Annotated in this window: 6 protein-coding genes and 6 pseudogenes; 6 read left to right on the forward strand and 6 right to left on the reverse strand. The window is 48.8% G+C overall.

From position 1 onward, the window contains the following. Positions 1-814 precede the first annotated feature (814 nt). Positions 815-1,812, reverse strand: a pseudogene (locus DW083_RS23525) (class II fructose-bisphosphate aldolase). Between the two features lie 226 nt (positions 1,813-2,038). Here DW083_RS23525 and DW083_RS02625 point away from each other — a divergent pair. From DW083_RS02625 to DW083_RS02645, 5 genes are all read left to right on the forward strand, one after another. Continuing rightward, positions 2,039-2,293: a type B 50S ribosomal protein L31 gene (locus DW083_RS02625; protein WP_008150452.1), complete on the forward strand. Its 255-nt coding sequence runs from the start codon at positions 2,039-2,041 to the stop codon at positions 2,291-2,293. A 196-nt stretch (positions 2,294-2,489) separates the two neighbouring features. Then, positions 2,490-2,747 (forward strand): DUF4160 domain-containing protein, encoded by a 258-nt coding sequence (locus tag DW083_RS02630; protein ID WP_115500455.1) that lies wholly within the window; start codon positions 2,490-2,492, stop codon positions 2,745-2,747. A 9-nt stretch (positions 2,748-2,756) separates the two neighbouring features. Then, on the forward strand, positions 2,757-3,005 hold the full coding sequence (locus tag DW083_RS02635) for a DUF2442 domain-containing protein (RefSeq protein ID WP_115500456.1): 249 nt from the start codon (positions 2,757-2,759) through the stop codon (positions 3,003-3,005). Positions 3,006-3,031: 26 nt separating this feature from the next. Continuing rightward, complete coding sequence (locus DW083_RS02640) at positions 3,032-4,129, forward strand: phosphotransferase enzyme family protein (RefSeq protein WP_115500457.1); 1,098 nt, start codon at positions 3,032-3,034, stop codon at positions 4,127-4,129. Between the two features lie 244 nt (positions 4,130-4,373). After that, positions 4,374-5,531, forward strand: a complete 1,158-nt coding sequence (locus tag DW083_RS02645) for an acyltransferase (protein ID WP_122331332.1) — start codon at positions 4,374-4,376, stop codon at positions 5,529-5,531. 126 nt (positions 5,532-5,657) lie between these two features. On the opposite strand, the pseudogene DW083_RS02650 reads toward DW083_RS02645, so the two are convergent. The 4 genes and pseudogenes from DW083_RS02650 to DW083_RS02665 all read right to left on the reverse strand — a co-directional run bounded on the left by DW083_RS02650 (position 5,658) and on the right by DW083_RS02665 (position 11,698). Beyond that, positions 5,658-6,912, reverse strand: a pseudogene (locus tag DW083_RS02650) (TolC family protein). 144 nt (positions 6,913-7,056) lie between these two features. Then, positions 7,057-10,181: pseudogene (locus DW083_RS02655) on the reverse strand (efflux RND transporter permease subunit). 6 nt (positions 10,182-10,187) lie between these two features. Continuing rightward, positions 10,188-11,295 (reverse strand): annotated as a pseudogene (locus DW083_RS23530) (efflux RND transporter periplasmic adaptor subunit). 55 nt (positions 11,296-11,350) lie between these two features. Continuing rightward, a complete protein-coding gene (locus DW083_RS02665; RefSeq protein WP_115500479.1) occupies positions 11,351-11,698 on the reverse strand; it encodes a hypothetical protein in 348 nt (115 codons plus the stop codon). Positions 11,699-11,844: 146 nt separating this feature from the next. Here DW083_RS02665 and DW083_RS02670 point away from each other — a divergent pair. After that, a pseudogene (locus DW083_RS02670) lies at positions 11,845-13,388 on the forward strand (M28 family metallopeptidase). A 153-nt stretch (positions 13,389-13,541) separates the two neighbouring features. On the opposite strand, the pseudogene lon reads toward DW083_RS02670, so the two are convergent. Next, positions 13,542-15,982: pseudogene (gene lon / locus DW083_RS02675) on the reverse strand (endopeptidase La). Positions 15,983-16,019: the final 37 nt, after the last annotated feature.

The following is a 16,019-nucleotide window of genomic DNA, read 5'->3' on the forward strand; positions in this document are numbered from 1 at the left end:
AGAAGTTTTCCTCCTACTTTCGTTTTCCGACCTCTCACACCACCGTACGTGCCGTTCGGCATACGGCGGTTCTCTTAACTGCGATGCAATTGGGGATAAATTCATTATTTGGCAAAAGAGAGCCTGCGGCAGAGGGGGCTTATTGTAAAAAACGTATTTTTCAGGTTCGAAAGACATCCGAAATAAAACAAATGTTAATCCGCTTTTTTGACCTCAAAAAGGGACTTTTTCCCCTTTTTTGAGTGTTTTCAGCTATTACGACCGTCCTCTTTGCCATCACGACCGTGCTAATGTGTAGTGCACTCGGCACCTCGCGAAGATTAGGACGGTCGCAATGGAGATTAGGACGGTCGTAATTGAAAAGAGGACCGTCTTTAGGGCAAAAAAGCCCCTAAATTTCCTTGGGATATTTGGAACGCCGTCCGTTTTATTTTCAAATATTCGATTCTCCGGGAGTTAAGCTTTATCACTTTGTCGGCGTTTCCTTCTTTTGGTAATCAAATTGCACGTTTTTCGCAACAGACTGCGCACCTCACTCCATCTGTTGTCAGTAAAGAAGATTAAAACCGTGAAAAGAGTCAATCTAAAATGGATCAAGATTTCGGACGAAATAGAAAAACGCCAAAAAAGAGGGTTATTGTATAATTTGCCTCATCCTTGTGGTTATCTCCAATAATTATCGAGTGAGCCGTATGCTTACCGTTGTCAGGGCGCTTTAGGGACTTACACCCGTTAGAATATGTTCATGCTGGGCGAAATAAAAAAAGGGACGCCGACCGGCGCCCCTTTCCTTTATCTCGTTCCCTTGCAGAAATTAGAGTTTGTCGTTAGAACCAAGTACATTGATAATTTTGTGCTTGTACAGCTTTTCCATGTTATCACGAGCCGGGCCCAGATATTTACGCGGGTCGAATTCAGCCGGTTTTTCAGCGAAAGTCTGACGGATAGCAGCAGTCATAGCCAGACGAGAGTCTGAGTCGATGTTGATCTTGCAAACAGAAGATGTAGCAGCCTTACGCAACCATTCTTCAGGAATACCGATAGCAGCCTTCAAAGCGCCACCATATTTGTTGATTGTTTCAACTTCTTCCTGCGGAACAGAAGAAGAACCGTGAAGAACGATAGGGAATCCCGGAAGTTTTCCATTACAGCATCCAAAACGTCGAATGCCAATGGAGGAGGAACCATCTTGCCTGTAACAGGGTCGATCGTGCACTGTTCCGGAGTGAACTTGTAAGCACCGTGAGAAGTACCGATCGAGATAGCCAAAGAATCGCAACCTGTGCGAGTAGCGAAGTCGATTACTTCTTCAGGGTTCGTATAAGTGTGGTGGTCTGAAGAAACTTCGTCTTCAACGCCGGCCAAAACACCCAGTTCACCTTCTACGGTTACATCGAACTGGTGAGCATATTCAACTACTTTCTTAGTCAACGCAATGTTATCTTCATAAGGCAGGTGAGAACCGTCGATCATGACAGAAGAGAAACCGGAGTCGATACAGCTCTTGCAAGTTTCAAACGTATCACCGTGATCCAGGTGAAGAACGATCTGAGGTTTTTCACATCCTAATTCCTTAGCATATTCAACCGCACCCTGAGCCATGTAACGCAACAGAGTTGCATTAGCATACTGGCGTGCACCTTTGGAAACCTGCAGGATAACCGGAGACTTTGTTTCTACAGCAGCCTTGATGATAGCCTGCATCTGTTCCATGTTGTTGAAGTTGAAAGCCGGAATAGCGTATCCGCCTTTGATGGCTTTAGCGAACATTTCTTTTGTGTTCACCAAACCTAAATCTTTGTAATTTACCATTGTTGTATATGTTATTACGTTAATGATTGAAAATCTTGCACAAAGATAATAACTATCCGTGAACATTATGCTTTTGAACATGTAAAATAACGCAAAAGTAGACTTCCGAGAAAAAATACTTGGATTTTCTTTGTTAGTTCAACTCTAATCCATACCTTTGCAACCCAAAATACCGGTTACCAGACTAAGTAATAAGAATATAAATTAAAAATAAGATAACAAAGCAATGAAAAAAGGAATTCATCCTGACAACTATCGTCCTGTAGTATTCAAGGACATGTCAAACGAGGACGTATTTATCACTCGTTCTACTATCAATGCAAAAGAAACGATCGAAATTGACGGCGTTACTTATCCGTTGGTAAAAGTCGAAATCTCCAGCACATCTCACCCGTTCTACACAGGTAAGGCTAAATTGGTGGATACTGCCGGACGTGTCGATAAGTTCATGAGCCGCTACGGTAACCGCAACAAGAAATAATTATTCAATTGACAATGTAGAATTGACAATTGACAATTATAAAAAGAAATAAGAAAGGCTGTCCTTCACGGGATGGCCTTTCTTATTATCATTACATTCCGTTTATAAGATGAAATAGCAGATTACACAGAACAAAACATAGAAGATTGGAAAGAAATACATATCTTTGTCTAAAAGTTATTCAAAACAGTCAACTATGCCAGAGATCAGTCGTTTCTATGGAATTGTTATTTATATGTATATAAATGAACATAATCCTCCCCATTTCCATATATGGTATGAGGAATATAAAGCGATAATCACCATAAAAGACGGTATTATTACAGGCTGTTTGCCAAGAAGGGCTCTGACGTTGGTTTATGAATGGCTTGACTTACATAAAGACGAATTATTGGCAAATTGGGAACGTCTCTGCAATTATGAAGCGCCGTTAAAAATTGAGCCTTTAAAGTAGTATTGTATCATGAACGGAAATAAATTGCTTACTGTATTAAAAGCCGAATACGTCCACGATTATATTTTACGTATTTGGTTTAGTGACGGCCAGGAAAAATTAATGGATTTTTCTTCCTTGCTGTCTAAAGGAATTTGCAGCAAACTTCGTGATCTGAATTATTTCAAACGATTCAATATTGATCCTTTTACGATCGATTGGAATAATGAGATCGGATTCGCTCCTGAGTTCCTTTATGAAAACAGTGTACCAGCTTAGTTTCATTTATCAATTAACATTATACCATGTCAAAAACTAAAGAACAATTGCTGAACATCCTGGACCAGTTCCAGCTCACAGAGAAAGTTGTTTCCGCAGAACCATTCGGAAACGGACACATCAACGATACGCTGAAAGTAACGAACGAAAAAGGCGAAATCAAATACGTGTTGCAACGCATCAACCACTTGATCTTCACCAATGTGGATATGTTGCAAAACAACATCCAGGTCGTCACTTCACATATCCGTAAGAAACTGGAGGAAAAAGGCGAAAGCGACATCGACCGCAAGGTGCTGACCTTCCTTCCGACAAAAGACAACAAACTGTATTACTTCGACGGCGACAGCTACTGGCGCGTATGCCTGTTCATCCCGAACAGCAAAAGCTACGAAGAGGTGACACCCGAACTGTCTTACGAAGCCGGCAAGGCGTTCGGCGACTTCCAGTCCATGCTGTCCGATATTCCGGAAGGCACACTGGGCGAAACGATCCCCAACTTCCATAACATGGAGTTCCGTCTCGAACAGTTCCACGACGCCGTGAAAGCGAATGCCGCCGGACGTCTGGACGAAGTGAAAGACCTGATCGACGAGATCGAGAAACGCGCCGAAGCCATGTGCATCCAGGAACGCCTCTATCGCGAAGGCAAGCTGAAGAAACGTACGAACCATTGCGACACGAAAGTCAATAACATGATGTTCGACGCCGAGACCGACAAAGTTTTGTGTGTGATTGACCTCGACACTGTCATGCCAGGCTTCGTCCTGTCCGACATCGGCGACTTCATCCGCACAGGAGCCAACACCGGCGCCGAAGACGATGAGAACCTGGACAACGTCAACGTCAACATGGACATCTTCAAAGCCTACACGCGCGGCTACATGGAGAAAGCCAAGTCATTCCTGACACCGACGGAGATCAAGCTGCTCCCGTATGGAGGCCGCCTGTTGACTTATATGCAGACCGTCCGTTTCCTGACCGACTACATCAACGGCGACACGTACTACAAGATCCACAGCCCCAAACACAACCTGATCCGTACGAAAGCACAGTTCAAGCTCCTCCAGAGCCTTGAAGCGCATGCGGAAGAGATGGATGCGTTCATGGGAGAATGGCTGTAGGGAATTAAGAATTAAAAATTAAGAATTAAAAAATAAAAGGGGGTGTGTCAAAAGTAAGTTCTAACGCTTTAGCGTGTCATTGCGGGCTTGACCCGCAACCTCATCCTAAGCTGATTTACAGTAATTAGTATGAGATGGCGGGTCAAGCCCGCCAGGACACAGACGCTATAAATAGGACTTTTGACACATCCCCTGTTTTGATGCCCCCCCTCTGTTTGTAATATCTAATTCAAAATCAATATCCATGTCAGAAACAGTAATCCCTTCAGCCGCATTTATGGACAGCAAACCTCATTACGAACTCCTCGACGGCTTGCGTGGAGTGGCAGCCCTGCTGGTTGTCTTCTACCACATCTTCGAGGGCCTTTCCTTTGCCGCCGGAGGGACTCCGATTACAACCATCAACCACGGCTACTTAGCTGTCGACTTTTTCTTCATCCTCTCCGGCTTCGTCATCGGTTACGCCTACGACGACCGCCTGGGGAAAACGATGACGACCGGAAACTTTTTCAAGCGACGCCTGATCCGTCTTCATCCGATGATCATCATGGGAGTGATTTTAGGGGCGATAGCCTTCTTCATACAAGGCTCCGTCCAGTGGGACGGCAAGCACGTGGCGGTCTCAGCCGTGATGTTGTCCGCACTCTGCGCGATGTTTTTCATTCCCGCCCTGCCCGGTGCGAGATATGAAGTGCGTGGCAACGGCGAGATGTTTCCGCTCAACGGCCCGAGCTGGTCGCTCTTTTTCGAATATATCGGCAACATCCTTTACGCCCTCTTCATCCACCGCCTTTCCACCAAAGCCCTGACCGTGCTCGTCGTCCTGTTAGGCGCAGGGTTGGCGGGATTCACCCTTTTCGATGTTTCGGGATATGACATGATCGGTGTGGGCTGGACGCTTGACGGTGTGAATTTCCTCGGCGGTTCCTTGCGTATGCTTTTCCCCTTCTCGTTGGGAATGTTGTTATCCCGCACCTTCAAACCGTTCAAGATGAGAGGCGCTTTCTGGATCTGCTCGGCCGTCCTGCTCCTTCTTTTCTGTGTACCTTACCTGAAAGCAGAAGTTCCTTTCAGCCTCAACGGACTTTTCGAAGCGATCTGCATCATCCTTGTTTTTCCGGTCCTTGTCTGGTTAGGCGCTTCGGGCAGGACGACGGACAAACGTTCCACGCAGGTTTGCAAATTCTTAGGTGACATCTCCTATCCTCTCTACGCCGTCCACTACCCGATCATGTACCTGTTCTACGCCTGGCTGATAGACAACGAACTCTACACCTTCGCCGAAATCTGGCCCATGGCAATAGCAGTCTACGCAGGTAGTATCATTTTAGCTTACCTCTGCCTGAAACTTTACGACGAACCGGTAAGGAGGTGGTTAAGTAAAAGGCTCTTGAGAAAATGAATGTATCACTTTTGGCTTGATCTTTTGGCTTCCCTCTCGAACGTCGTACGCTTCAACTTCTTGTTTACGACTTCGGAAGCACGAAAGGTCATCCATATTGATCAAAGCGAAGCACCCAAGCCGCCTCTATAGTTCTACATCCCAAACCCCGGCGCTCTTCTCCAACTCAACCAAAGCGGTGCTGTGGTTAAACAACGTTTCGATGTATTGGGCTTGCACGTCGTCATACGTCCGTTGTGCGTCCAGTACTTCCAGAAGTGAGACTTCGCCCCGGTTGTAGCTGTAGATTTTCCCGTCTATCACCTCACGCGCCTGGCTAAGCATACCATTCTCGTAATGCTCCACCTGTTTAGAGAAAGACTGGTAACTGCGATAGGCCTGCATCACCTCTGTCTGAACTTGCAATAAAGCCTGCTGGTATTGCGTCTCGGCCTGTTGCTCACGGAAACGGGCAGCACGGACTGTCCCCTTGTTGAAATTGGAAAACTTCAAGGGGATGGCAACACCTGCCGTCACCCCGGTAAAAGGAGGAGCAGGCGCTTCTTCGTTATGCACCCGGGCATTGCGGCTGACGGCGATGGAAAGATCCACATCCGTATTCCGGTCGCGCCGGGCTACTTTCAAGGCACGGGAAGCGACTTCCTTATTCTTGAGCGCGGCAACCAGATCGGCTCGGTTCTCGACCGCATTCGAAAGCAGGTCGGCCATCACAAACTCGCGCGGCGATATACGCAAGACGGCTTCCGGCTGGAACAGGGTATCGTGGGCAAGCGTACCGGTCAGGAGATTCAGATTAGAGAAGGCATTCTGCAACTCAGCATCGGCCTGTAGCAGTTCGTTATGCAGGATTCCGGCTTCCAAGCGGCTCTGTGTAGCATCGATCTCCATGATTTTCCCCAACCGATAGCGTACACTGTCGCTTTCGGCAAGCTGCCGGATCGTCTCGTAGGCATTCTCTTTTACCTTGTACAGTTCGTATTGCTTCAAGGCTTCTAAATAGGAAACGGTCGCTTCAGCACGCAGGTTACGGAAATAGTCGGCAAGCAATGCCTTCGTCAGTTCGCTTTCGCTACGGGCAAGGGCGATCCCCGCACCACGCTTGCCAAAACTGAGGTCTTGCTCAGTTCGACTTCCACCCCTTCTCCCATCTGAGGTTATTATTCTCGTTATTATAATAAGAGACGGCCAGATTAGGATCATTAAACACTTTGGCTGCCGTCACCTCCGCTTCAGCGACATTCACGTTGAGCCGTTCGGCAGCATATTCCAGATTCCCTTCCGCCACCTTTTCCATATACTGGCGATAGGAAAGAGGGATAATTTGCTGGGCTGAGGCTGTCAGTGTTGCACACAGGCAGGCGATAGATATGTATAGTTTCATTTGTCTGTTTATTCTTTAATATTCAACAATAGCAAAAAAGAAAAGAGCAGTCTTTGCTCCGGGCATCGGATGTTATCACATCGCCGTCGACGATGAACTTATTATTTCATAGACGATGAACTTATCGCTTCATAGACGATGAACTCATAACAACGACTCCCCGCTACCGATGCTTTTATCCACTTCGCGGAGGGGTTCTTTGTCGAGGTAATGTTTTTCTACCATATAATAGAGAGCCGGAAGCACATACAGGGTGATGATTGTCGCAAACAGCAAACCATACACGATCACCGTTGCCAGCGGACGCTGCACATCCGAACCGATACCGGTACTGAGGGATGCCGGAAGCAAACCGAGCACGGCAACCGTCGCCGTCATCAGGATCGGGCGGAAACGGTGCTTCGTCCCGGTAATAACCGATTCCTTGAAATCGCGTCCGCGGGTACGCAGGTTATTGATATGCGAGATCATAATCACCCCGTTCTGGATCGCGACACCGATCAGGGCGATGAAGCCGACTGCGGACGACACATTCAGCGTCATACCCCGCACATTCAGCGCCAGCATACCGCCAAACAGCGCCAGCGGAACCACACACATCATCAGGGCAGCCTGCCGGAACTTGCCGCAGGCGGCAAACAAAAGCAACAGCATGATCCCCAACGCCAACGGCACGACAGCCGCCAGACGGTTATAGGCACGATGCTGGTTCTCGAACTGTCCGGCCCATTTCAGATGCACCTGTTCGTGATCGTACTTCACATCCCGATCGATTATCTTGTTCGCCTTATTCAGGAAAGCCGTCAGGTCGACGCCACGCAGGTTGACGCGGACGGTCAGGTGACGCTTGTTCATCTCGCGGGTAATCGTGCTCGCACCGGTCGTCATCTTGATAGCGGCCACCTGCGAAAGCGGGATCTTCGTTCCGGCATCCGTCGTCAGCAACAGGTTTCCGATCCGTTCGGGAGAGTTACGGCTGGCGTCGTCGAAGCGGCAGATCACATCGTAGCTCTTACTGCCGACAAATATCTGTGAGATTGCCTTCCCACCGATCGCCAGTTCGATCAGGTCTGCCACATCCGAGACGTTCAGTCCATACTGCGCAATACGTTCGCGGTCAGCAATAATCTGGAGCTGCGGAAGAGGCGGTTCCTGGTCCACAGCCACATCGGCCGCTCCGGGGATCGCCTTCAGGACATTGGCCACCTTATCGGCGATATGGCGCGTCTCGACTATGTCGTCTCCATAGATTTTCAGCGCCAGGTCACTGTGCGCACCGGCAATCTGGTCCATCACCATGTCGATGATCGGCTGTGAGAAACCGACAGAGTAGCCCGGCATGGTAGAGAGCTTTTCAGACATTTCCTCGATCAGGTCCGCCTTTGTCTTTCCATACTTCCAGGTGCTGTAGGGTTTCAGACCGACACCGACTTCTATATGCGACAGGGAGAACGCTTCCGCCCCCTCGTCGTCACGGCCTACCTGCGTCATAACATACGACACCTCTTCAAACTGCTTCAGCGTCTTGCGCAACTCGGCACCCATCTCCTTCGATTTCTCGATCGAGATTCCCGGAGGCAGCTGCACCTGTACCCAGATCGCCCCTTCGTCCAACGGCGGCAGGAAGTCTTTCCCGACGGTATAACTCAGAATACCGGCACCGACCAGGATCAGGGCCAACGGCAACAACACCTGCTTCGGCTTTTCCATTAAAGCCGTAATCTGCCTGTTATAGATTTCCGACAGCTTTTCTAACCAACGGTTATGATACTGTTTACGCGGTTTGCGGTAGGCATAGAAAGCCAGTCCCGGAATCAGCAACAGAGCTACACATAAAGCGCCTAACAACGCATATCCGACCGTATAGGCCATCGGTGTAAACAGCTTCCGCTCGATATGTTCAAAGGCGAAAAGCGGAAGATAAGCCGTGATAATAATCAAGGTGGAGAAGAAGATCGGCCGTGCCACTTCCGTGGTGCGGCGCAGGATCGAATCCTCCGTCAACACTTCGTCCGGATGCCGTTCGCGCTTCTTCAGCACTGTTTCCATCATCACGATCGCCCCGTCCACTAAGATACCGAAGTCAATCGCTCCTAACGACAACAGGTTCGCCGGAATATTGGTCAGATGCATCAGGATAAAAGCGATCAACAGGGACAACGGAATAGTCAAAGCCACCAGCAACGCCCCGCGCCAGTTTCCTAAGAAGAGGATCAGCACCAGCACAACCAGCACCATCCCTTCGAAAAGCGTATGCGAGACAGTATGCAAAGTCGTATTCACCAAGTCCGTCCGGTCCATAAACACATGGATGCGGGTTCCTTCGGGCAACGTCTCATTATTCAGTTCTTCGACAGCGGCATGCACGCCTTCCAGCACCTGCGACGGGTTCTCGCCGCGCAACATCTGGACAATACCTTCCACACCGTCGGAAATATCGAGCGTACCATCCATAAAACCTAACACACCTTTACGCTCTAAGTTTCCATATTTCAGGCGTCCAAGGTCGTTCAGGTAGACCGGCACGCCGTTCACCGTCTTAATCACGATCCGCCCCAGATCATCCAGGTCCTTTACCAGTCCGATTCCACGGATCACATAACTCAAGTTACCCCGCTCAGCATACTGCCGCCCGCATTCACATTGTTCTTTTCGATCTTCTCGGTGATATCGCCTAACGTGACATCGTATTGATCCAGCTTGTGCGGGTCCACTTCGATCTGATACTGGGTTGTAATGCCGCCATAGTTGCTGACATCAGCAACACCGGTCACCTGTTTCAGGCGCGGAATAATCACCCACTTATGCAAGTCTGTCAACTCGCGGCGATCCAGGCGGTCGCTTTCCAGCACATAACGGAAAATCTCGCCCGTCGGCGAGGTCAACGGATTCAGCCCCGGCACAGCGTCGTATGGCAGTTCCACATCGACCAGACGCTCCTGCACACGCTGGCGCGCCCAGTAGTCCTCTATCCCGTCATCGAAAACCAATACGACGGTCGAGAGGCCGAACGTATTCTTACTACGCATTACATTCAATCCCGGCATCCCGTTCATGGCACGTTCAATCGGGATACTAATCTGCTGTTCTATCTCCTCGGCTGCCAGGCCCGGCACTTGGGTGACGACCTGCACCGTCGTATCGGCAATATCAGGATAGGCGTCTATCGCTAACTTTGTCCACGAATAATAACCGACAACCGCCAAAAACAGGAACAGGACGAACATCAGGCCTCGCCGATGTATCGCCAGATAAATGATCCTTTTCATAGCGCCTTACCGTACGTCTATTAAGTAAAAAGCTCCGGCAGTCACAATCTCGTCGCCGGGAACCAATCCGGACAGGATAACCGTCTTCTCATCCTTGCTGACGCCAGTCTCGACCTTCTGTTTCCGGTAGTTATTACCGCCCAATGCCGCCAGCACGTAGTTGGCATCTTCCTCCTGCAAGATTGCGGAAGTCGGGATACGGACCACTTCGGCCGCCTTGTCGCTCAGCTTAACCATGCCATACATGGCCGGTTCATCAGCCGCTCACTGTTATCGCATTCGATCAGCACTTCCACCGAACGGGTGTCTTCGTCCAGCATCTCACTGATATGATAGATCTTCCCCGTAAACGGCCGCTCCGGCGCTCCGACCAGGCGTATCTCCACATCGTTGAGCGCCTGCACCAGCCGCATATCCTTTTCCTTCACGTGAGCAACGACCCATACTTTATTCAGGTCGGCAATCACCGCAACCGGGTCGGCATCTTCTTTCATATACTGTCCGATGACGATGTTATCCTTGACCACCTCGCCGGCTATCGGCGAACGGACCACAAGCGGCTGTCCTAACACTAATTCGTCGGGATTGATCTGGAACACCTTCAGGGCGGCTTCCGCATTTTCGTAGTCTTTCTTTTTCAGTTCGTAATTCACTTCGGCCTCCTCCAGCTCTTTCTGGACGCCGACTTTATTTTGCAGCAGGTCTTTTTCACGCTTCAGGCTCTTTAACGCCAGTTCCATTTCCTGCTTGGCCTGGTAATAGTCTTTTCCCGTTTCAAAGAATGTCGGGGAACTGATCTCAAATATAGGCTGCCCGGCACGACCTTCTGCCCCAGGCGGACAAAAGACTTGCTGATACGCCCGGCAAACGGCGAAGCAATCTCCGCATAGTTCGCCGGAATAGCTTTCACCACACCGGATGTACTAAACTCCATACTATAGGGTTCGCTCGTCACCTTTTCTGTTTTCAGGCGGGACAGGATCGGCGAGTTCGCACCGATCTGTATCGTATCTCCTTTTAATGTCACGGCAATAGCCGCCTCATCGTCCTGCCGGTTTGAATGACAGGAACAAAATACCATTGCCGGGAGCAACAGTAAAAATATTCGTTTCATATAATGTAAGTAATTATTGCGTTTGATTATAAATCTTCTTCTCTATACCTTTTTATTATATGAATACAGGAGGGGCACGCAGGTTTCTGTGGCGGATAATCCGGAAAACAGAGTTATAAATGTTTTGTAGTAGAAATGTTGCAAGAAGCACCCACGCAATGCTGAACGCAAGGACCGGCGTCTCTTCCAATATAATATCGTTCAGCAGATTGATCGTTTCAAACGCAGCCGAACTATGCTCATGCAAAGGCTGGCCGTCCTGGCCGGGCAGGTACGGATGCGAGTGAATAATCGTATAGGTAGGGAAATGATGGACGTGAGTGAAGGCAATACCTCCTGCGTAGTAACTGATAAAGAGCACTACCAACAGGTACTTCAATATAGAATTGCGAAACAACTTCACTTGCCCGATATTTTGTTTACAAAGATACTTATTTATTTCTGTTATTTCTATATGAACCTGTTACGTTTATATGATATTTCCCTGAAATCTATTTGGAACACGTGCTTTTTATCTCTTAATTTGCATCACTATAAAAACACACAAAGATGAAAAGAGCGTTACTTATTTGGGCGGCTATGGCATGCATGGCTGTCAATTCTGTTCCGGCACAGGAAGCGGCCGTCAACAAAATCATTGAAATCGGACAAACAGATAATCAGGTGATGGACCATCTGGACGTACTGACCAACCGCATCGGAGGACGTGTGATCGGTTCGAACGCCTATGACAATGCCGTTGACTGGGTCGCCTCGAAATTCAAAGAATGGGGATTGGAAGTCGAACTGCAGGAAGCCGGTACGCTGCCGGTGGGCTTCAATCGCGGCCCCTGGTTCGGCAAGCTTTTAGGCGAAAACGGAATGGAACTGCATTTCGTCACTCCCTCCTATACAGCCGGAACCAAAGGCGTACAGCGCGGACACGTCTTGCAGGAACCGCTTACCCAAAGCGAGTTCGACCGTATAAAAGGGCAACTCAAAGGTGCATGGGTCTTGATTAACGGCAAGAACGTCGGCTGGCCTGTCGACCGTTCCGCCAAGGGCGATTCCATTCGTGCCGCCATCATTGCCGAGAATAACGAGGTTGCCAAAAAGAACCGTCAGATCATGGAAGACAACTGGCGCAACAACACGAACACCCCGCTCCTTCCCATGAAAGAAGATGTTCCGGCATTGTTTTACAAAGAGATGTGCGAAGCCGGCGCATTAGGCTTTATCCAATCGGCATCGGTTCCGCTGCGTGCGCTCTACGATAAAGCAGTCATGCACGATCCGACTTTCACGTTCGACAACCTGCCGACTGTTTGTGACATCAAGCTCGACGAACATCAGTATGCCACCATCAAGCAGATGGTCAAGGAACGCCGTACTTTCTTCCTCGAATTCGACATCCGCAACCATTTCCGGATGGGACCGGTGAAATATCATAATGTGATCGGAAAGATCAAAGGCACTAAATATCCGAACGAATATGTCATGGCAAGCGGCCATCTGGATGCATTCGACGTAGCGACAGGCGGTGTCGATTGCGGTTCCGGTGTGACCCCGGTTATGGAAGCTGCCGTATGATTATGAAATCCGGCGCAAAGCCTAAACGGACGATGCTGTTCTGCGCCTTTGCCGGTGAAGAATTCGGCCTGCTCGGTTCCACAGCCTGGGTGAAAGCGAATAAAGATAAGTTAGACAAAATCTCCAACCTCTTCAACCGCGACGGCGGCCCGACACCTCCGGTTGGTATCGACGTGCCGAAGGCCATGTATAAAGATTTCGTCAAGATTTGCGAACCTATCAAGAAAATCCGTCCCGACTATCCGTTCGAAGTAAAAGAAGCCGGCCCTTTCACCAAGCCGACACAACCGGGAGGCACGGATGCTTCCATCTTTGCAATAGAAGCAGTCCCCACCATCGACTTCAATGAACAGGATATCAAAGGCTATAACTTCAGCTACGGCGAGATCTGGCATACCGAACGCGACACCTACAGCAAGAGCATCCCGGAATACCAGGAACAGGCTGCTACGGTGATGGCGATCGTAACATTGGGCGTTGCCAACCTGGATCAACTGTTGTCACGGGAAGGACTATACAAATAAAGTTCCCTTTCTGCCAAATCGTTATTCCGGTCCCCCATGACCGGAAATTCAATTATTGACAAATATGAAGTAATCCTATGAAAAAGCCCTGTAAAAGAATATCAACAAAGATATCTCCTTTACAGGGCTTTCTAAATAAAATCCTACGATTTATCAGAACAGCGGATTCGCCACCTTCTCTTTCAGCAAAGCCAGGTCAACCACCTGACGGATGTCTTCCACATAGTGGAAAGTCAGGCCTTTCAGGTAATCGGGCTTGATCTCGTCGATATCCTTTTGGTTTTCCTTACAGAGGATCAGTTCTTTGATACCTGCACGTTTGGCAGCCAGAATCTTTTCCTTGATACCGCCTACCGGAAGCACCTTGCCACGCAACGTGATCTCGCCGGTCATAGCCAGGTTACTACGTACTTTACGTTGCGTAAAGGCAGACACCAACGAAGTGACCATCGTAATACCGGCGCTCGGACCGTCTTTCGGAATAGCTCCTTCGGGCACGTGGACATGGACATTCCAATTTTCAAACATTTCTTCGTTGATATCGAACAGTCCGGCATGCGAATGAATATACTCGAGTGCCAACATGGCAGATTCTTTCATCACATCTCCTAAATTACCTGTCAAAGTGAGCTTCGAGCCCTTTCCCTTGCTCAAGCTGGATTCAACGAACAGGATCTCGCCACCGACAGCCGTCCAGGCAAGACCGGTCACTACACCGGCATAATCATTGCCCTGGTATTTATCGCGAGTGTATTCGACAGCCCCTAAATATTCATGCAAATCTTCCGGACGGATATGTGCCGGGAGCGACTCGTCTCCCGCCAGCTTGCGGGCCAGCTTACGCATGATCTTGGCAATCTTCTTATCCAACTCGCGCACACCGCTTTCGCGGGTATAAGATTCGATTATAGCCTGTAAGGTCTTTTTCGGGAACTTCACTTTACCCTTCGGCAAGCCGTGAATCTCTAACTGTTTCGGAACAAGGTGGCGGGCTGCAATCTCGACTTTTTCCTCCATGATATAACCGCTCACCTCAATCAGTTCCATACGATCCAGCAACGGCTGGGAAATCGTATTCAGATTATTGGCGGTCGCGATAAACATAACCTTGCTCAGGTCGTAGTCTATATCTAAATAGTTATCGTGGAATGCGCTGTTCTGTTCCGGGTCCAACACCTCGAGCAAAGCAGAGGCAGGGTCACCCTTAAAGTCGTTCGTCACCTTATCGATCTCGTCAAGGATAAAGACAGGATTGGATGTTCCGGCTTTTTGCAGGTTCTGGATGATACGTCCCGACATCGCACCGATATAGGTACGACGGTGGCCGCGTATCTCCGCCTCATCGTGCAGGCCGCCCAATGAAACCCGGACATACTTGCGGTGCAATGCTTCCGCAATGGATTTTCCGAGCGAAGTCTTACCGACTCCCGGAGGGCCATACAGGCAGATAATGGGCGATTTCATATCTCCCTTCAGCTTCAACACAGCTAAGTGTTCGATAATACGTTCCTTCACCTTCTCCAGTCCGTAATGATCGCGGTCCAACACCTTCTGGGCATGAGCCAGATTGAAGTTATCCTTGCTGAACTCGTTCCAGGGCAGGTTGATAATTGTCTGTACATATTGTGTCTGTATAGAGAAATCCGGCGATTGCGGATGCAGGCGTTCCAGTTTGCGCACCTCTTTCTCGAAAGCTTCGGCTACGACAGGCGACCATTTCTTTTTTGCCGCCTTCTCGCGCAGTTCCTTTATCTCCAGTTCGTTGATATTGCCGCCCAGTTCTTCCTGGATCGTCTTGATCTGCTGCTGGAGGAAGTATTCCTTTTGTTGCTGGTTGATGTCCTCGTGCGTTTTCATCTGGATGGAGTTTTTCAATTCCACCAACTGATATTCGCGGTTCAGGATGAACAAAAGGCGGTACGCCCGATCCTTCAGATTACCGATCAACAGCAATTCCTGTTTTTCTGCCGATCCGCTGGGGATATTGCTACAGGAGAAATTAATCAGGTAAAGGACATTCTTATTATTCTTTATTGAAAAGATCAAATCGCGCGGAGGTTCGGAAACAGCTCCGAGCATCTTGATTGTCAAGTCTTTGATTGTTGAAATAAGCGCTTCAAATTCTCGGTCGGATTTATCCGGCATAACGTCTTCCTGCAACTTGATTTTCCCGATCAGATAAGGATCGGTAGCAGAGAGTTCTTGCAGTTCGAACCGTTTTTTACCTTGCAGGATTACAGTCGTCGTCCCGTCCGGCATTTCCAGCACGCGGACGATATCGGCAACTACTCCGGTCGGATACAGGTCATCTATTCCCGGATCTTCCGTATTCATATCCTTCTGGCAAACAACACCTATCAGTTTTTTCTTATGGACAGCCTCCTTAATAAGGCGCATAGATTTAGGGCGTCCGATCATAACCGGCATGCTACGCCAGGAAACAATACCATATTCCGAAGCGGAAGGATTGGCAATTCTTCCCCTACTTTTTCTACTCCCTCAGTAAAGTCTTCATCAACATCACATTCCGTCAGGATAGGCATTACAATACCTATGTTATCATCCAGATCGTTGTAAGACTCCTCGGCAAACATCGTCATTTTATCTCTCTTCATATATTCTTTATCATAG

This window comes from Parabacteroides sp. AF48-14, from assembly GCF_003477465.1.
Taxonomy (GTDB): Bacteria; Bacteroidota; Bacteroidia; order Bacteroidales; family Tannerellaceae; genus Parabacteroides; species Parabacteroides acidifaciens.